The sequence below is a fragment of the Delftia sp. 11MD genome (assembly GCF_050907895.1).
In the GTDB taxonomy this organism is placed as follows: Bacteria; Pseudomonadota; Gammaproteobacteria; order Burkholderiales; family Burkholderiaceae_C; genus Comamonas; species Comamonas tsuruhatensis.
The window spans coordinates 1,678,984-1,696,971 of sequence record NZ_CP194333.1; the positions used below are offsets into that span (position 1 = coordinate 1,678,984).

Below are 17,988 nucleotides of genomic sequence, written 5' to 3' on the forward strand. Positions count from 1 at the left end.
CTGCAGCTGAATCCTGCCGGGCCAGCCGGCAGGACGGGTTTTCGGGTCGGGCGGACCTAGTCCGCGTCAACCCCTAGCAGCAAATCCGTGATCTCGTCCGGATACCGCTGCCGGTTGCCGTCGATGAGCACGCAGCCGGGTACTTCGGGGTCGGGCCGGGCCATGGGCATACCGTGGTCCAGCAGGGCCTGGGCGCAGCCCAGCCAGTCGCCGCCGCCGGGTTCCGTGGATTCGGGCCGGTTCAGCGATGCCCAGCACAGGGTTCCTGCGCAGTTGTCGCCATAGGCGTGGCGTTCGGTCCACTGTGCGCCGTGCTCCAGCAGGAAGCGCGCCATGGCGGCATCGCCACGGAAAACGGCCTGGTTCAGTGCGGATGCATCCCAGTCGCCGCCGCGCGCAGCGATGGGCCAGCCCAGTTCCACCATGCAGCGCACGGCCTCCATGCGGCCCAGGGCTGCCAGTTCGGGCAGCATGCGCAGCTGCTCGTGAGACAGTCCTTGCAGCAGACCCGGGTGGGACGCGAGAAGCCCTCCGGCCCGGGCCCGGTCGCCCATGGCGCAGGCGGCAACGAACTGTTCTTCGGGCGTGGCGGGTTCAGCGCCCGTGGCCTGTTCCAGCAGGACGGCCACGTCGGCCAGGCCAAAGCGCCGTGCCAGGCGGGCGGCGCCCAGGCCTTGCGGTGTGCGGGTGGCCGGGTCGGCTCCTGCATCCAGCAAGGCCTGCACGTGGGCGGGCGAGCGCAGCCGGCGTATGGCCCACAGCAGCGGGCGGCCCCATTCGCCCTGGCCGTTGTCCTCGTTCGGATCGGCGCCGTGGTCCAGCAGCAGGCGCAGGGCCTGCACATCGTCCAGGTCCAGCACGCGGAACAGGGCATTGCTGCCCTCCGCGCGCGCGCCCGCCTGCAGCAGCAGCCGCGTGCATTCGCGGCTGGCCGGCGTGCCTTCCAGAGAGTGGTAGAGCGATTCGCCGTCGTTGGGGTCGGCCCCGGCCTGCAGCAGCATCTGCGTCAGTTGCGCATCATGGTTCTGGCCTGCTGCGCCATAGAGTGCTGACAGCCGCTCGGTCTCGGAGGGCGCCTGCAGCGAGGCCGGCGGCCAGCGATTGCCCACGGTCTGCAGCGGGTCGGCTCCCGCGTCCAGCAGCCAGCGCGCGCAGGCGCGCAGCGGCTCGGCGAACTCGGGCAGGCGCAGCAGGCACGAGTGCGTGACGGCGACCAGCGGCGGCAGTCCCAGCGGCCCGCCTGCGCGCTGCAGCCAGCCGGGATCTCTGTGCGTGGCTTCGCGCAGCGCGGCCAGGTTGCCGATGGCGCAGGCCATCCAGGGATCATTGCCCGGCAGCTCCGGCCGCTCGTCCAGCAGGCGCCGGGCCAGCGCGGGCTGCGCGCGGTGCGTGCCGCCCGCCACATCGCCGGCATAGACCAGGGCCAGCCAGTGCAGCCGGGATGTCTCGGGGTCCGCTGCCAGGCGCTGGCATGCCTCGACGTAGCCTGACAGCTCGCTCCATGAGGCGAAACCGTGCTCGCGCGCCACGGCGGACTGGGCGTCGTGCAGCCGCAGGTCCATGGCGGCCAGCGCCTCATCCGTGCGGCCCCGGGCAGCGGGCAGGTGGGCGCGCAATTGCTCCATGGCCTGGGCCGAGCCTGCGCGATAGGCGGCCAGCAGTTGCTTGGCCTGTTTCTTGAGATGGCCCATGTCGGGCCGGGCGGGGATGCGTTTCACAGGGATACCTCCGTGCACGAAGGCCAATGACCTGCAGCTTGGCGCACAAAGGCATGTGGCAAGAGAAAAACGCCGAGAGGCGCATACAGGTGGGTTCAACCCTTCCCGCAGGTCCGGGTGCGGCCTGCACCGCAAGCGCGGATGTTATCGCAAGGCGACAGTCATCTGGGTGACAGCCGGCAGCCCCTGCTTGCGGGTTCCTACCCGCATGGCGGGCCAGTTGTCTGGCATAGGCTGCGTCGGCACTCCCCCTTGAAACGGATTTTTTGCGCGCGTTCCCCTTCAAACCTTCATCCCAAGGAGACAGTCTTATGCGAGCCCTGCGTTGGAATCGTTGGAAGTATCTCGGTCTGCTGGCGGTCACGGGCCTTGCGGCCTGCGGCGGGGGGGACGGTGATGCGCCCGAGGAAACCCGGGCCCAGGATAGCCGCAGCTTTGCGCCGGCCAATCCTTCTGCCACCACGTTCGATGCGCTGGCGGCTGCCGCTGGCGACACGGTGGACAACGCCAGCACCAGCCGCTGGGCCGGAGTGCTGGAAGGCGCGGCCTACCGCATCGAGGTGCCCGCCAACTGGAATGGCCGCCTGGTGATGTATGCCCACGGCTATGCGGGCGAGGGCAGTGCGCTCAACGTCAGCAATCCGTCCATACGCCGCTACCTGATCCAGAACGGCTATGCCTGGGCGGCGTCCAGCTACAGCAAGAACTACTACGACGTGCGCGCCGGCGTGGAGGACACGAACGCGCTGGCGCTGGCCTTCAACCGCCTGGCCGCATCCCACGGCCGGCCGCTGGCGCAGCCGCAGCGCCTGTACATCACCGGCCATTCCATGGGCGGCCATGTCACGGCGGCGGCCATCGAGGCCGAAGCCCAGTCAACGGCCCGCAACAAGGTGCGCTACCAGGGCGCCGTGCCCATGTGCGGCGTGATGGGCGATACCCAACTGTTCGACTACTTCGCGGCAGCCCAGGTCACTGCCCAGGCCCTGGCGGGCGAGGCCCAGCATGCCGTCACCGACTGGGCGGCCATCCAGGGCAAGGTGACATCGGCCCTGTTCACGACCTTCCCGTCTGCACCTACCGCGACGGGCCGCGCCTATCTGTCGGTGATCCAGAATCTCACGGGCGGTCCGCGCCCGCTGTTCGACCTGGGTGTGGCCGTGGGCGGCTCGTTCGCTCCGGTCTGGGGCGTGTTCGGCAGCGACGGCTCGGTCAACGGCATCCTGAACCGCAACGTGACCGATACCAACCGCTTCACCTACCGCATCGATGGGGATGCAGCGGCCTCGGCCGCGCTCAATGCCGCCGCGCAAAAGCGCACGGCCGCGCCCGATGCCAACCGGCTGCGCCGCGACGGCCTGCGCTGGATTCCCGTGAGCCCAGGCGACATCGGCATTCCCGTGGTGACGCTGCACACGCTGGGCGACCTGTATGTGCCGTTCAGCATGCAGCAGATCTACCAGCGACGCGTGGCCGACAAGGGCAAGGACCGTTGGCTGGTGCAGCGCGCCATCCGCGGCGCATCGCACTGCGACTTCACCGTGGCCGAGCAGGTGGAGGCCTTCGATGCCATGGTGCAGTGGGAGCAGGGCGGCGCCAAGCCGGGCGGTGACGATGTGCAGACGGCCGCCACGGTGGCCGCGCCGACCTATGGCTGCCGTTACACGCGCAACACCCTGGGCCCGGATGACAGCACCACCACGCGGCAGTTGCGTGCCGTGATCTCGCAGAACGCGGCAAGCTGCCCGTAGCGCGGAAGGCGGCGCAGGCTGCGCCGCTCAGCGCGGGCTTGGAGGCGCGGTGGGCGCCTGTGCGAGCAGGCGCAGCCCGAACAGCTCGTCCAGCGCCTGCCGGTATTGCTCCATGGCGCGCGACTGGGTGTTGTGGTGGTTGCCGCCTTCGATGAGCACGAAGCGCTTGGGCTCGCTGGCCGCGTCGAACAGCTGGCGGCCCAGCGTGGCGGGGATCAGCGGGTCGGCGCTGCCGTGCACGACCAGCAGCGGCGAGCCTATGCCGGCCACCTTGTCGACGGAGGCAAAGCGCTGGGTGATCAGCGGCCCCACGGGCAGCCAGCCCCAGCGGAAGCTGCGGACCACGTCGGGAATGCTGGTGAAGGTGGCCTCGACCATGACGCCGGCCTCATCCTGGACGCTGCGCGCCAGGTCGATGGCGATGGCGCCGCCCAGCGAATGGCCGAAGATGAAGCGCGGCCGGTTCGGAGCGTGCCGGCCCAGCCAGTCCCAGCCTGCGCGGGCATCCTCGGCGGCCGATTCCTCGGACGGCAGGCCGGCGCTGCTCTTGCCGAAGCCCCGGTAGTCGATGGCCAGCACCGAAAAGCCCAGTTCGTGCAGCCGCCGGATGCGCGGCGAGGAACCGGCAACGTTCCAGCGCGCGCCATGCAGGTACAGCAGCACGGGGGCGTTGCCGGCCGTGGCCGGCTGGGGCAGCCACAGCGCATGCAGGCGGGCGCCGTCCTGCGTTGGCATGTCGATCCAGACATCTTCCATGCCGGCCGTGTTGGCGCCGGGCCAGCTGCGGTCGCTGGGCTGGAAGATCCATTCGCGCTGCTTGGTGTCCAGCACGGAGCAGCCGCTGGCCGCCAGCAGCGCGGCCACGCCCAGCGCTGCCGTGAGCCGGTGCAGGCGCCGTCGGGGCCACAGGTGGGAAAGCAGTGAGGGCATGACGCAACAATGGATGCACGGGCCGGCCAAAAGTTCAGCGCCGCCGCCGTGCCGGCAGGCGCTGTCATGGATTGGCGCTATTCTTGCCGCTGGTCCGCAGGCTGTCCTGGCTGCACGGGCCTCTCCCCACTGTTGATGAGTGAACCTGTATGCCGATACGCCTGGGCCTGGCCGCCAACCGAATCCACCACCAAACCGAGGATGCCGCACTGTTCGGCTGGCTGCGCGCCTGCGAGTCCGGCATCCGCGAGCTGCAGCTGGGCCTGCATGCCGTGGGCCGCACCTTCGATGCCATCCAGGCGGCCGGCATGCTGGCGTCCTACCGGGGCCTGCGCCGCTATCCCTATGGCCGCGAAGGCGGGCTGATGAAACTGGTGGCCGAGGTGGTGGGCGTGGAAGGTGACGAGCGCACCATCGACGGGGCCATCTATTTCACCGACCCGGTGGATCCGTCCTCCATCTTTCCCGAGGCCGTGGCGCTCAAGCGCCAGTGCGTGATCCATGGCAAGCCCTTCCTGTCCACCGTGGCCTCGGCGCGGGACTGGGTCGAGATGGAGCGCATCCAGGCAGGTCTGCCCAAGGATGCCGGTGCGCAGCGCTTTCACGACTACGCACAGCAGACGCTGGCGCTGATCGCCCACGATGCGCTCAAGCCCACCATGCTGGATTTCGCGGCGCGCAACTTCGAGCTGCTGTCGCGCTTTGGCCGGCGCGTGGGCACGGGCACCACGGGACAGAGGCTCAACGAAATGGCCTGGAGCCGTGGCTGGCCCGAGGACCGGCCCTGGGTGGACCGCTACAACAGCGGCCCGCTGGGCGGCGATGCGCAGATCGCCGACCTGGTGCTGGACCGCCGCTGCCAGCGCGTGATCTTCTTCGAGGACCCGCATGTGGCGCGCCAGCACGAGGCCGACATCCAGCTGCTGGAGCGCGCCGTGACCACGGTGACGCACGACACGGTCTGCACCACTTCTCCGGCCGTGGCGCAGCGCTGGTGCGATGCGGCCTTGATGCGCCGCTGAAACCTTCGTCACGCAGACGACAGCCCGCCGGCCTGCGGGCGGGCGAACACCCGTGACCGGCCGAGGGCTTTCTGCAAGACTGGCCGTTTCCAAAACCAAGGAGACAACGATGGTCAGTCCGCTCTTTCGGCGTTCCCGGCATGCCATGGCCTTGCTGGCCCTGCTGGTGCTACTGCCCGGCTGGGTGGCGGCCCAGGCACAGGCCCCCGCAGCGCCCGCGCTGCCGCCGCCCGACAGCGTGCGCCTGGAGCAACTGGGGCTGATGCAGGGCTTTCCGCCGGCCGCCGACAAGCGCGTGGACGTGTCCAACGGCTACCGCTATCCACAGCTGCGCTGGGTGGTGCAGCACCTGCGCGAAATCCAGCCCACGCAGAACATCCGGCGCGGCGCGGCGGCGCCCTCGGCACTGCCCGAAGCGCCCATGGCCCTGGGCGGCCTGCGCTTTGACGACGACAAGGGCCAGCCCATCACCGTGGACCAGTGGCTGGACCGCACCTATACCGATGCCATCGTGGTGCTGCACAAGGGGCGGGTGGTCTTCGAGCGCTACCAGAACCAGATGCAGGCCAGCTCGCCCCACCTGCTGTTCTCGGTCACCAAATCGTTCACCGGCCTGATGGCCGCGCAACTGGCCCACGAGGGGCGCATCGACCCCCAGGCCCTGGTCACGAAATACGTGCCCGAGCTGGAAGGCTCGGCCTGGGGCGACATGACGGTGCGCCAGGTCATGGACATGACCGGGGCCGTGCGCTTTCGCGAGGACTACACCGACCCCAAGACCGAGATCTTCGGCTACTCATGGGCCTCGGGCATGCTGCCGCGCCCGCCCGGCTACGCGGGGCCGACCAATGTGTACGACTTCCTCAAGACGCTGCCCAAGGAAGGCACGCATGGCGAGGGCTTTGTCTACCGCACCGTGCATTCCGAGGTGCTGGGCTGGATCGTCTCGCGCGTCACGGGCCGGCGCTGGAGCGATCTCATGAGCGAGAACATCTGGCAGAAGCTGGGCATGCAGGAAGACGCCTATGTGATGGTGGACAGCACCGGCACGCCGCTGCAGGGCGCGGGCCTGAACGCCACGGCGCGTGACCTGGCGCGCGTGGGCGAGATGCTGCGCCTGGGCGGCAGCTTCAACGGCCACAAGATCTTCGACAAGGCGGTGCTGGACGACATTGCGCGCGGCGGCGACCGCGAGCAGTTCAAGTTCCGCGGCATCCAGGCCGCGCGGCCTGGCTACAGCTACCGCAACCAATGGTGGGTACTGCACAACGCCGATGGCGCCTACGAGGCCGCCGGCATTCACGGCCAGTTCATCCACGTGAACCCGGCCGCGCAGATGGTGGTGGTCAAGCTGTCATCGCACCCGGTGGCGGGCGCGGCCCTCACGCATGCGCTGACGCTCAAGGCCTGGGCGGCGCTGGCCGATGCGGTGCGCGACAGGTAAGGCGCGCGAATCCATCTCTTTCCATGAAAAAAGCCCATGCAGCAAGCTGCATGGGCTTTCGTCAGGGGTGGGGAGCGCTGACGCTCAGATCACGCCCTGGGCCAGCATGGCATCGGCCACCTTGACGAAGCCGGCGATGTTGGCGCCGTCGATGTAGCTGACCGTGCCGTCCTCGCGCTTGCCGTACTTCAGGCAGGCGGCGTGGATGCCTTGCATGATCTGCAGCAGGCGGGCATCGACTTCCTCGGCTGGCCAGGACAGGCGGGCCGCGTTCTGGCTCATCTCCAGGCCGGAGGTGGCCACGCCACCGGCATTGCTGGCCTTGCCCGGTGCGTACAGCACGCCGGCCTTCTCGAAGGCCTTGGCGGCTTCGATGGTCGAGGGCATGTTGGCGCCTTCGGCCACGCAGACCACGCCGTTGGCGATCAGCACCTTGGCATCTTCCTCGGTCAGTTCGTTCTGCGTGGCGCAGGGCAGGGCCACGTCCACCTTCAGGTGCCACGGCGTCTTGCCGCGCAGGAACTCAGCGCCCACCAGCTTGGCGTACTCGTCCACGCGGCCGTAGCGGTGGTTCTTCACGTCCATCAGGATGGCCAGCTTCTCGGTGGTGAAGCCGTCCTGGTCATACACGGTGCCCGAGGAGTCGGAGACCGACACCACCTTGGCGCCCAGCTGCATGGCCTTCTCCACGGCGTACTGGGCCACATTGCCCGAGCCGGAGATGGAGACGGTCTTGCCTGCGAAGGACTGGCCGCGCGTGGCCAGCATTTCCTGGGCGAAGTAGACGGTGCCGTAGCCGGTGGCTTCGGGGCGGATCAGCGAGCCGCCGAAGGACAGGCCCTTGCCCGTGAACACGCTGGCGGCGCTGTTGGACAGCTTCTTGTACATGCCGGCCATGAAGCCCACTTCGCGGCCGCCCACGCCGATGTCGCCTGCCGGCACGTCGGTGTCCGGGCCCACGTGGCGGAACAGCTCGGTGACGAAGGCCTGGCAAAAGCGCATGACTTCAGCGGGGCTCTTGCCCTTGGGATCGAAGTCCGAGCCGCCCTTGCCGCCGCCCATGGGCAGCGTGGTCAGCGCGTTCTTGAAGGTCTGCTCGAACGCCAGGAACTTGAGCACGGACAGCGTGACCGAGGGGTGGAAACGCAGGCCGCCCTTGTAGGGGCCGATGGCCATGCTGTGCTGGATGCGGAAGCCGCGGTTGACCTGCACCTGGCCCTTGTCGTCGGTCCAGCTCACGCGGAACATGACCACGCGCTCGGGCTCGACCAGGCGCTCCAGCAGTCCGTGCTCGGCGTACTTGGGGTTCTTCTCGATGAAGGGCCACAGGCTTTCCATCACTTCGGTGACGGCTTGCAGGAATTCGGGCTGGCCGGGATTGCGTTGCGCGACTTCATCAAGGAACTGTCCGACGGACTCGTACTTCATGGAAAAAACCTCTGACTAAAAACGGCTGCGGGAAGGGGTGAGTGCAAACCAAGATTATGCCTAAAAGTTATGCCGTCATGCATCGTTTTGGTGAACTGCGCCCGAGCTTGGTGCCTTCGTGCCGTGTTTCGGTGCATCTTCAGAGGAGGTTGACGGTATTTGGTGCATGGCAGAAAGCTGCGTGCAGCAGTAGGCGGGCAGGCAGGCCCCTGGATCGGCCGTATCCGGTGGCGTGCATGGTCATGGCGAATGGGAATGGCTGGCGCCATGCCCGCTGACATGAAGAATGGCTAGGAAGGCCTTGCAGCCGGACGGGGCTTGGGCCCGCCCGGCCATCCCATCGACGGCCTTTCAGCTGCGCTGCAGCTGGGGATGGCGTGCGAACAGGTCGGCCACCCAGTCCACGAAGGCCCGCACCTTGGCGCTGAGGTGGCGGTTGGGCGGATAGACCACGTGAATGGGCAGCGGCGGCTGGGTCCATTCCGGCAGGACCTCGACCAGTTCGCCGCTGTCGATCAGCGGCTGGGCAAAGGCCGTGACCAGCTGCGCGATGCCAAAGCCCGCCAGCACGGCGGCCGTGTAGGCATTGCTGTCGTTGGCCGCGATGCGGTAGTTGCCCGCCACCTCGATGGATTCATCGCCCCGCTGGAATTCCAGCGGGTACATGCGCCGCGTATGGCCCGAGAAGAAGGCGACGATCTGGTGCTTCGTATCCAGTTCGGACGGATGCTGGGGCACGCCATGGCGTGCCAGGTAGGCGGGCGAGGCCACGGTGACCCAGTTCATCGAGCCGATGCGGCGCGCCACCAGGGACTGGTCGCTGAGCTCGCCCCCGCGGATCACGCAGTCCACGTTGTCGCTGATCAGGTCCACCAGGCGGTCGCCCACGCCCAGGTCGATCTGTATGTCGGGATAGCGTTCGCAGAATTCGGTCAGCGCCGGAATGATGATCAGCCGGGCCATGGAACTGCCCACGTCCAGCCGCAGCCGCCCGCTGGGCGCGGTCTGGGTGTTGACCATGCTGGCTTCGAGATCGTCGAAGTCGTTGAGCAGGCGTGCCGCGCGTTCGTAGTAGGCGGCGCCATCGGGCGTGACGGTGACGCGCCGCGTCGTGCGGTTGAGCAGCTTGACGCGCACGCGCGCCTCCAGCGCCTGGATCTGTTTGGTGACCGTGCCCTTGGGCAGGTCCAGCGAATCGGCGGCGCGGGTGAAGTTGCCGGCTTCCACCACGCGAACGAAGACACGCATGGCCTGGATCTGGTCCATGGAAAGTTGCTCCTGCAGCGCCCGGCAAGGGAATGCCGGCTCGGCGGAATTCTCACACGCGCCGTGTCGGGCGATTGTTCGTGAAACGGAAACAGAGCGATGGCTGCGTTGCTATTTCAGACATGGCCGGCGCCGCCTATATTCCAACCATCGACCATTGCCGCAGGTTCGCGCCATGTCCACTTCCTCGTCGCCTCCGAACGGCCCCGCCGTCGGGGCGCAGATTGCCGAAACAGAATTCTCCATCGAGCTGCCCGAGCACGGCACCGTGGCTGCGCGCGCCTATGGCCAGCGCAGGCCCGGTACGGTCTCGCCTCTGGTGCTGCATTTCCATGGCGGCACCTTTGTCTGCGGCACGCTGGACAACGGGCGCTACATCGGCCGGCTGCTGGCCGAGGCGGGCGCCGTCGTGGTGTCGCTGGCCTATCCGCTGGCGCCCGAGCATCCGTTTCCCCAGCCCATCGAGGTGGGCTACGCCGTGCTGCAGTGGCTGTACAAGCACCGCGTGAAGATGGCGGGCAAGGGCGCGCCGCTGTTCCTCGCGGGTGAAGAAGCCGGCGGCAACCTGGCCGCCGCCGTGGCCGTGATCTCGCGCGACCGGGGCCACCCTCCGCTGGCAGGCCAGATCCTGGTGTCGCCCATGCTCGATCCCTGCACCGGCACCGCCTCGCAGCGCGAGGCCACGCCCGAGGCCGGCGAATGCCGCTGGGCCACGGGCTGGCGCGAGTACCTGAGCTGCCCCAAGGACGCCATGCATCCCTATGCCGTACCCGGCAGCTCGCTGCGCCTGGCCCAGCTGCCGCCGGCTCTGGTGCTGGTGGGCGGTGACGACCCGCTGCGCGACGAGGCCCAGGCCTATGCGGCCCGCCTGCGCGCGGCCGGCGTGACGGCCAGCAGCCATGTGCTGCCCAGCGCGTCGAACTGGCCGCAGGCCCTGTCCGAGGCCGAGGCCTGTACGGCCTGCAGCGCCGCCGTGTTCCAGCATGTGCATGACTTCTTCGAGGCCACCATGAACAAGCCCGCAGCACCGGGCTAGGCCCCGCGCCGCCGCAGCCGGCGAACCTTGCTGCCCCCGTTTTTCCATTTCGATTCCGCCTTCCCGGCGCGTTCAGGCGCCGGGCGGGCATCGTGTTCCCTGAATTACGCAAAAAAACACCATGTCCACCCAATCCACCTCATCCTCCTCACCCTCTTCTTCCGCCTCGGCCCAGCGCAAGGGCTGGAAGCTGCCGGCCGCCGCTGCGGCCATCCTCGCCGTCAGCGCCGGCCTGTTCGGCCTGCACGGCTTCGATGCCAAGGCCGATGACGCGCCCGCCAGCGCCCAGCCCGCCGCCACGCCTGTGTCGGTGGCCACGGTCGCCGAAAGCGAGGTCACCGCCTGGGACGAGTTCTCGGGCCGCCTTGAAGCCGTGGAGCGCGTGGACATCCGCTCCCGCGTGGCTGGCGCCGTGCAGGCCGTGCACTTTCGCGAGGGCGCGCTGGTCAAGCAGGGCGATCTGCTGATCACCATCGACCCCGCACCGTATGCGGCCGAGGTCGAGCGTGCCGAAGCCCAGGTGGCCTCGGCCCAGGCACGCCAGTCCTATGCACGCAGCGAGCAGGAGCGCGCACGCCGCCTGTGGGACGAGCGGGCGATTGCCCAGCGCGAGCTGGACGAGCGCATCAACGCAGGCAGCGAGGCCGAGGCCAATCTGCGCGCGGCCCAGGCGTCCCTGCAATCGGCGCGGCTGAACCTGGGCTACACCCAGGTGCGCGCCCCCGTGTCGGGCCGCATCGGCAAGCGCGAGATCACCGTGGGCAACCTGGTGGCCGCAGGCCCGGGCGCGCCGGTGCTGACCACGCTGGTCTCGGTCAGCCCCATCTATGCGAGCTTCGATGCCGATGAGCAGGTCATCACGCGCGCGCTCAAGGAGCTGGGCGGCGGCGCGGGCAACCGCGCCAGGATCGACAGCATTCCCGTGCAGATGGGCACGGCCACGGCCGGCAGCACGCCCTTCGAGGGCCGGCTGCAGCTGATCGACAACCAGGTCGATGCCCGAAGCGGCACGGTGCGCGTGCGCGCGGCCTTCGACAACAAGGACGGCGCCCTCATGCCCGGCCAGTTCGCCCGCATCCGCATGGGCCAGGCGCGCGACAGCAGCATGCTGCTGGTCAGCGAGCGCGCCATCGGCACGGACCAGAGCAAGAAGTACGTGATGGTGGTGGGCGGCGACAACAAGGCCGTCTACCGCGAGGTGGTGCTGGGCGCCTCGGTCAACGGCCTGCGCAACGTGACCCAGGGCCTGCAGCCTGGCGAGCGCGTGGTGGTCAACGGCCTGCAGCACATCCGCCCCGGCGCCCTGGTCGCGCCCAAGGAGGTGTCCATGGATGCGCGGGCCGATGCCCGCCAGCCGGGCACCCGGCAGGCAGCCGAACAAGTGGCTGACGCAACCAAGTCCTGATCTAGCCGCACACCTTTCCTGCCTCTGAAATGCCGCCTGACCGCAGGCGGCATGGGCCGCGCTTTGCCGTGGCGGAGCCAAACACCATGAACCTATCCAAATTCTTCATTGACCGGCCGATCTTCGCGGGCGTGCTTTCGCTGCTGATGCTGATCGCCGGCCTGATCGCCATGGGCGGGCTGCCGATCTCGGAATACCCCGAGGTCGCGCCGCCATCCGTGGTGGTGCGCGCCCAGTACCCGGGCGCCAATCCCAAGGTGATCGCCGAGACCGTGGCCACGCCGCTGGAAGAGCAGATCAACGGCGTCGAAGGCATGCTCTACATGGGCAGCCAGGCCACCAGCGACGGCGTGATGACGCTGACCGTCACCTTCCGCCTGGGCACCGACCCCGACAAGGCGCAGCAGATGGTGCAAAACCGCGTCTCGCAGGCCGAGCCGCGCCTGCCGGAAGAGGTGCGCCGCCTGGGCATCACCACGGTCAAGAGCGCACCCGACCTGACCATGGTGGTGCACCTGGTCTCGCCCAACCAGCGCTATGACATCAACTACCTGCGCAACTACGCGGTGCTGAACGTGAAGGATCCGCTGGCGCGCATCGAGGGCGTGGGCCAGATCCAGATCTTCGGCGGCGGCGACTACGCCATGCGCGTGTGGCTGGACCCGCAGAAGGTGGCGCAGCGCGGCCTGTCGGCCAGCGATGTGGTGGCCGCCATCCGTGGCCAGAACGTGCAGGCTGCGGCCGGCGTGGTCGGCGCCTCGCCGGGACTGCCGGGCGTGGACATGCAGTTGTCCATCAACGCCCAGGGCCGCCTGCAAAGCGAGGAGGACTTCGGCGACATCATCGTCAAGAGCGGCTCCGACGGCGCCGTGACCCGCCTGCGCGACATCGGCCGCCTGGAGATGGGCGCGGCCGACTATTCGCTGCGCTCGCTGCTGAACAACGACCCGGCCGTGGGCATGGGCGTGTTCCAGGCGCCGGGCTCCAATGCGCTGGAGATCTCGGCCAACGTGCGCAAGACCATGGAGGCCCTGAACAAGAACATGCCCGAGGGCCTGGAGTACCGCATTGCCTACGACCCCACGCAGTTCGTGCGCGCCTCCATCGAATCGGTGGTGCACACGCTGCTGGAGGCCATCGTGCTCGTGGTGCTGGTGGTGATCCTGTTCCTGCAGACCTGGCGCGCCTCCATCATCCCGCTGCTGGCCGTGCCGGTGTCGGTGATCGGCACCTTCGCCGTGCTGCATCTGCTGGGCTTTTCCATCAACGCGCTGAGCCTGTTCGGCCTGGTGCTGGCCATCGGCATCGTGGTGGATGACGCCATCGTCGTGGTCGAGAACGTGGAGCGCAACATCGAGGCGGGTCTCACGCCGCGCAACGCCACCTACCGTGCCATGCGCGAGGTGTCCGGGCCCATCATCGCCATCGCCCTGGTGCTGGTGGCGGTGTTCGTGCCGCTGGCCTTCATCAGCGGCCTCACGGGCCAGTTCTACAAGCAGTTCGCGGTGACGATCGCCATCTCCACGGTGATCTCGGCCATCAACTCGCTGACGCTGTCGCCCGCGCTGGCGGCCCTGCTGCTGCGCGGCCACGATGCGCCCAAGGACGCGCTGACGCGCGGCATGGACCGGGCCTTCGGCTGGCTGTTCCGCGGCTTCAACCGCATGTTCCACCGGGGCTCCGAGGCCTACAGCGGCGGCGTGGGCCGCGTGATCTCCCGCAAGGCCCTGATGCTGGCCATCTACCTGGCGCTGATCGCCGTGACCTTCGGCCTGTTCAAGGCCGTGCCTTCGGGCTTCGTGCCCGCGCAGGACAAGCAGTACCTGATCGGCTTTGCCCAGTTGCCCGACGGCGCCACGCTGGACCGCACGGACGAGGTGATCCGCCGCATGGGCGAGATCATGAAGGACAACCCCAACGTGGAGGACACCATCGCCTTCCCGGGCCTGTCCATCAACGGCTTCACCAACAGCTCCAACTCGGGCATCGTCTTCGCCACGCTCAAGCCCTTCGACGAGCGCAAGCGCGCCGACCAGAGCGGCGGCGCCGTGGCCGGCCAGCTCAACCAGGCCTTCGCAGGCATCCAGGACGCCTTCATCGTCATGTTCCCGCCGCCACCCGTGGCGGGCCTGGGCACGACGGGCGGCTTCAAGCTGCAGCTGGAAGACCGCGCCTCCCTGGGCTATGACCAGATGGACGCGGCCGTGAAGGCTTTCATGGCCAAGGCCTACCAGACGCCCGAGCTGACCGGCATGTTCACCAGCTGGCAGGTCAACGTGCCCCAGCTGTATGCCGACATCGACCGCACCAAGGCGCGCCAGCTCGGCGTGCCGGTGACGGACATCTTCGACACCATGCAGATCTACCTGGGCAGCCTGTATGCGAACGACTTCAACAAGTTCGGCCGCACCTACAGCGTCCGCGTGCAGGCCGACGCGCCCTACCGCGCACGTGCCGAGGACGTGGGCATGCTCAAGGTGCGCTCCAGCTCGGGCGAGATGATTCCGCTGTCGGCGCTGATGAAGGTGGACTCCAGCTTCGGCCCCGAGCGCGCCATGCGCTACAACGGCTACCTCACGGCCGACATCAACGGCGGTGCCGCACCGGGCTTCTCTTCGGGCCAGGCGCAGGATGCCATCAAGCGCATCGCGGCCGAGACCCTGCCCAAGGGCATCGACTTCGAATGGACCGACCTGACCTACCAGGAAATCCTGGCCGGCAATTCGGCGGTGATCGTGTTCCCGCTGGCCCTGCTGCTGGTCTTCCTGGTGCTGGCCGCGCAGTACGAAAGCCTGACCCTGCCGATTGCCATCATCCTGATCGTTCCCATGGGCCTGCTGGCGGCCATGACCGGCGTCTGGCTGTCGGGCGGCGACAGCAATGTCTTCACGCAGATCGGGCTCATCGTGCTGGTGGGGCTGAGTGCGAAGAACGCCATCCTGATCGTGGAGTTCGCGCGGGAGCTGGAGTTCGAGGGCCGCACGCCCATACAGGCCGCCATCGAGGCGAGCCGGCTGCGCCTGCGCCCCATCCTGATGACCTCGCTGGCCTTCGTCATGGGCGTGCTGCCCCTGGTGCTGTCCACGGGCGCGGGCTCGGAAATGCGCCGCGCCATGGGCGTGGCCGTGTTCTCGGGAATGATCGGGGTGACGGCCTTCGGCCTGTTCCTGACGCCCGTGTTCTACGTGCTGATGCGCCGCCTGGCAGGCAACCGGCCGCTCAAGCAGCATGGTCCAGAGATGGAGGAAGAGGCCCCTGCACAGGCACCCGCCCACGGCCATGCCTCGGGTGGCGGCGCGCTGCCCATGCCCTCTGCCGCGCGTGGCGAGCATGAATGAGCCCACACCACAAGAACAGGAACCGATCATGAAGATCCCATCGCTTTCGAAACTGTCCAGGCGTCTGCTGCCCCTGGTGGCGGCGCTGGCCCTGGCCGGCTGCGCCAGCGTGTCCCAGAGCCTGCCCGAGCTGCCGGCCGCCCCCGCCTTCAAGGAGCAGGGCGCCGCGCCGCAGGCGGGCTGGACCCAGGCCCTGCCCGCCGAAGCCCAGGCACGCGGCCAATGGTGGCTGGCCTTTGCCGACCCGGCGCTGGACGCGCTGGTGGACAAGGCCACGCTGAACAACCAGAGCATCCAGGCCGCGGCCGCACGCCTGGCCGAGGCCCGCGCCCTGGCGCGCAGCGCCAATGCCGAGCGCATGCCGCAACTGGGCCTGGGCGCAGGGGCCACGCGCGGCGCGGGGCTGGACAAGGCCTCGGGCACACGGCCTGCCACCCTGGTCAATGCGGGGCTGAACCTGTCGTACGAGGTCGATCTGTTCGGCCGCATTTCCCAGGCGGCCGACGCATCGCGGCTGGATGCCGAGGGCCGCGAGGCCCTGCTGCAAAGCACGCGGCTGGCCGTGCAGGCCGAGGTCGCGCAGACCTATCTGCAACTGCGCGCACTGGACGCCGAGCGCGCCCTGATGCGCGAGACCGTGGAGGCCTACCGCGACACGCTGCGCCTGTCGGAGCGAAGGCTGCAGGCCGGCGACATTGCCGAGCTGGACGTGGCGCGCATCCAGGCCGAGCTGTCGGCCACCGAATCGGACGCGCTGGCGCTGGACCGCCAGCGCGCCCAGGTCGAGCATGCGCTGGCCGTGCTGGTGGGCGACTCGGCCTCGCGCTTCGGCCTGGGCGAAGGCGCCTGGACCACGGCTCTGCCCTCCATCCCAGCCGGCGTGCCGGCCACGGTGCTGATGCGCCGGCCCGACATCTCGGCCGCGCAGCGCGCCGTGTTCGCCGCGCAGTCGCGCGTGGGCGTGGCGAAGACGGCATGGTTCCCCAGCATCTCGCTGACCGGCGCGGCCGGCCACGCCTCGCCCGAGGTCGGTGACCTGTTCAAGTGGTCCATGCGCTCCTGGGGCGTGGGTGCCCTGCTGTCGCTGCCGCTGTTCGATGGCGGCCTGCGCGAGGCCGGCGTGCAGGCCGCAGGCGCACAGCTCGATGCCGCGCTGGCCGCCTACCGCCAGCAGGCGCTGGTGGCCTTCCAGGAGGTGGAGGACCAGCTGTCGTCCATCCGCATCCTGCAGGAGCAGTCCACCGTGCAGGGCCAGGCCGTGGTGGCCGCCCAGCGCGCCACCAGCCTGTCGGACACGCGCTACCGCAATGGCTACGTCAGCCAGCTGGACCTGCTGGATGCCCGCCGCAGCGAACTGCGCAACCGCCGCCAGGCGCTGCAGGTGAAGTCCGCGCAGTACCAGGCCGCCGTGGGCCTGATCCGCGCGCTGGGCGGGGGCTGGGATGTGCCGGCTGACGTGCCGGCCGGTGAATCGGCGAACGTGCCGGTGGCCCAGGCCACGTTGCGCTGAGGCACCCTCAGGCCAGCACGTCAATGGAGCGGAACACGCGCTGCAGCACCGGGTCCGGGCTGTGGCGGCAGGCGTGGACCTGCTCCATGAGGTGGTGCACGAAGCGCTCGGCCACCCAGGGCAGGGGGCCGTGGCCGCGCTGGACCACGCCCACCGTGTGGGGCTCGAACTGCTCGCGCAGGGACAGCGGCACCAGGGTGCCCTGGGGCACGCCCGATTCGATCAGCGGCCAGGGGCAGAACGAGAGCATGTCGCTGTGCGCGATCAGGTGCAGCAGCAGCGATGCCGAATGCACCAGGTGGATGTGGCCCACTGGCACGGGCAGGCCGTGGCGCAGGAACAGGCGCCGCACCAGGTCGTCTTCTTCAGGCGGCGTGTAGTTGAGCAGCCAGTCGCAGTCCATCAGCTCGGCCAGCGAGCGGGCGCCTGCCAGCGGATGGCCCGTGCGGGCCACGACGGTGGCGTCATAGCGGAACAGCGGCGTGCCGTGCAGGTCGCCGCCCGAGGGGCCCGAGGGCACGCGGCCGATCAGCAGGTCCAGCGTGCCTTCGCGCAGGCGCGGATGGGCCACGGCCGACAGGCCCTCGAACAGCTCCAGCCGCACCTGGGGCAGTTCGGCGCGGAAGGCGCGCAGCACATGGGGCAGCAGGCTCTGGCCCACCCAGGGCGTCACGCCCACGCACAGGCGCGCCACGGCGCAGGTGTCGCGCAGGCGGGCCATTTCATCCTCGGCCTGGGCCATCTGCCCGGTGATCAGCTGGGCATGGCGCAGCAGCGTGCGCCCGGCCGGCGTGAGGACGATGCCGCTGCTTTGGCGCTCGAACAGCGCAAGGCGGTGGCCTTCCTCCAGCTCGCGCAGGGCCTGGGTGATGGCCGACTGGGTGATGCCCAGCGCGCGTGACGCGGCGCGCACGCTGCCGCAGCCAGCCACGGCGACGAGGTAGCGCATCTGGTGCAGCTTCATGGCGGGACCGGCATCGAGGTGGGGCTGGGAATGCATGGGCCGATCTTGCAGGTTTCGTGCCATGGCCGCCATCCCTGCCATTGCTGTGATCGGCGCATGCCGGGGGATGACAGGCAATGCCTGGCAGGGCAGGCGCTGGCGGTCTTCCGCCCGCTGCCCACGCTTCCTAGACTGCG

12 protein-coding genes are annotated in these 17,988 nt (G+C 69.0%); 7 read left to right on the forward strand and 5 right to left on the reverse strand.

The window, feature by feature from the left end; all coding sequences use genetic code 11:
• Positions 1-56: 56 nt before the first annotated feature.
• Entirely contained in the window at positions 57-1,718 is a 1,662-nt protein-coding gene (locus tag ACRSCF_RS07590; RefSeq protein ID WP_034363774.1) for an ankyrin repeat domain-containing protein, read from the reverse strand.
• 311 nt (positions 1,719-2,029) lie between these two features.
• Between ACRSCF_RS07590 and ACRSCF_RS07595 the strand changes: the two genes are divergently transcribed.
• Positions 2,030-3,469, forward strand: coding sequence for an alpha/beta hydrolase family protein (locus tag ACRSCF_RS07595; RefSeq protein ID WP_034363770.1), 1,440 nt, complete (start codon positions 2,030-2,032; stop codon positions 3,467-3,469).
• A 27-nt stretch (positions 3,470-3,496) separates the two neighbouring features.
• On the opposite strand, the gene ACRSCF_RS07600 is transcribed toward ACRSCF_RS07595, so the two are convergent.
• A complete protein-coding gene (locus tag ACRSCF_RS07600; protein ID WP_209801630.1) occupies positions 3,497-4,399 on the reverse strand; it encodes an alpha/beta hydrolase in 903 nt (300 codons plus the stop codon).
• Positions 4,400-4,548: 149 nt separating this feature from the next.
• Between ACRSCF_RS07600 and ACRSCF_RS07605 the strand changes: the two genes are divergently transcribed.
• Complete coding sequence (locus ACRSCF_RS07605; RefSeq protein WP_016447679.1) at positions 4,549-5,421, forward strand: methylglyoxal synthase; 873 nt, start codon at positions 4,549-4,551, stop codon at positions 5,419-5,421.
• 109 nt (positions 5,422-5,530) lie between these two features.
• Positions 5,531-6,865 carry a serine hydrolase domain-containing protein gene (locus ACRSCF_RS07610; protein WP_034363766.1) on the forward strand — a complete coding sequence of 445 codons (1,335 nt, stop codon included), beginning with the start codon at positions 5,531-5,533 and terminating at the stop codon, positions 6,863-6,865.
• A gap of 84 nt (positions 6,866-6,949) precedes the next feature.
• Here ACRSCF_RS07610 and gdhA read toward each other — a convergent pair whose 3' ends face one another.
• Entirely contained in the window at positions 6,950-8,293 is a 1,344-nt protein-coding gene (gdhA, locus tag ACRSCF_RS07615) for an NADP-specific glutamate dehydrogenase (RefSeq protein WP_016447677.1), read from the reverse strand.
• Positions 8,294-8,644: 351 nt separating this feature from the next.
• On the reverse strand, positions 8,645-9,559 hold the full coding sequence (locus ACRSCF_RS07620) for a LysR family transcriptional regulator (protein ID WP_432675462.1): 915 nt from the start codon (positions 9,557-9,559) through the stop codon (positions 8,645-8,647).
• Between the two features lie 175 nt (positions 9,560-9,734).
• On the opposite strand from ACRSCF_RS07620, the gene ACRSCF_RS07625 reads away from it, so the two are divergent.
• The 4 genes from ACRSCF_RS07625 to ACRSCF_RS07640 all read left to right on the forward strand — a co-directional run bounded on the left by ACRSCF_RS07625 (position 9,735) and on the right by ACRSCF_RS07640 (position 16,848).
• Positions 9,735-10,595: an alpha/beta hydrolase gene (locus ACRSCF_RS07625; RefSeq protein WP_244387901.1), complete on the forward strand. Its 861-nt coding sequence runs from the start codon at positions 9,735-9,737 to the stop codon at positions 10,593-10,595.
• A 121-nt stretch (positions 10,596-10,716) separates the two neighbouring features.
• A complete protein-coding gene (locus tag ACRSCF_RS07630; RefSeq protein ID WP_016447674.1) occupies positions 10,717-12,000 on the forward strand; it encodes an efflux RND transporter periplasmic adaptor subunit in 1,284 nt (427 codons plus the stop codon).
• A gap of 86 nt (positions 12,001-12,086) precedes the next feature.
• The gene (locus tag ACRSCF_RS07635; protein WP_097205036.1) at positions 12,087-15,338 is read left to right on the forward strand and encodes an efflux RND transporter permease subunit; all 3,252 of its coding nucleotides are present in this window, start codon (positions 12,087-12,089) and stop codon (positions 15,336-15,338) included.
• A 28-nt stretch (positions 15,339-15,366) separates the two neighbouring features.
• Positions 15,367-16,848, forward strand: a complete 1,482-nt coding sequence (locus ACRSCF_RS07640; protein ID WP_034363764.1) for an efflux transporter outer membrane subunit — start codon at positions 15,367-15,369, stop codon at positions 16,846-16,848.
• A gap of 7 nt (positions 16,849-16,855) precedes the next feature.
• Here the strand turns inward: ACRSCF_RS07640 and ACRSCF_RS07645 are convergent, their stop codons facing one another.
• A complete protein-coding gene (locus tag ACRSCF_RS07645) occupies positions 16,856-17,875 on the reverse strand; it encodes a LysR family transcriptional regulator (RefSeq protein WP_016451234.1) in 1,020 nt (339 codons plus the stop codon).
• Positions 17,876-17,988: the final 113 nt, after the last annotated feature.

Excerpts from the sequence above, each read along its gene's own strand:
- ACRSCF_RS07595 (WP_034363770.1), top strand. The coding sequence starts at position 2,030 with ATGCGAGCCCTGCGTTGGAATCGTTGGAAGTATCTCGGTCTGCTGGCG.
- ACRSCF_RS07600 (WP_209801630.1), bottom strand. The coding sequence starts at position 4,399 with ATGCCCTCACTGCTTTCCCACCTGTGGCCCCGACGGCGCCTGCACCGG.
- ACRSCF_RS07605 (WP_016447679.1), top strand. The coding sequence starts at position 4,549 with ATGCCGATACGCCTGGGCCTGGCCGCCAACCGAATCCACCACCAAACC.
- ACRSCF_RS07610 (WP_034363766.1), top strand. The coding sequence starts at position 5,531 with ATGGTCAGTCCGCTCTTTCGGCGTTCCCGGCATGCCATGGCCTTGCTG.
- gdhA (WP_016447677.1), bottom strand. The coding sequence starts at position 8,293 with ATGAAGTACGAGTCCGTCGGACAGTTCCTTGATGAAGTCGCGCAACGC.
- ACRSCF_RS07620 (WP_432675462.1), bottom strand. The coding sequence starts at position 9,559 with ATGGACCAGATCCAGGCCATGCGTGTCTTCGTTCGCGTGGTGGAAGCC.
- ACRSCF_RS07625 (WP_244387901.1), top strand. The coding sequence starts at position 9,735 with ATGTCCACTTCCTCGTCGCCTCCGAACGGCCCCGCCGTCGGGGCGCAG.
- ACRSCF_RS07630 (WP_016447674.1), top strand. The coding sequence starts at position 10,717 with ATGTCCACCCAATCCACCTCATCCTCCTCACCCTCTTCTTCCGCCTCG.
- ACRSCF_RS07635 (WP_097205036.1), top strand. The coding sequence starts at position 12,087 with ATGAACCTATCCAAATTCTTCATTGACCGGCCGATCTTCGCGGGCGTG.
- ACRSCF_RS07640 (WP_034363764.1), top strand. The coding sequence starts at position 15,367 with ATGAAGATCCCATCGCTTTCGAAACTGTCCAGGCGTCTGCTGCCCCTG.
- ACRSCF_RS07645 (WP_016451234.1), bottom strand. The coding sequence starts at position 17,875 with ATGGCACGAAACCTGCAAGATCGGCCCATGCATTCCCAGCCCCACCTC.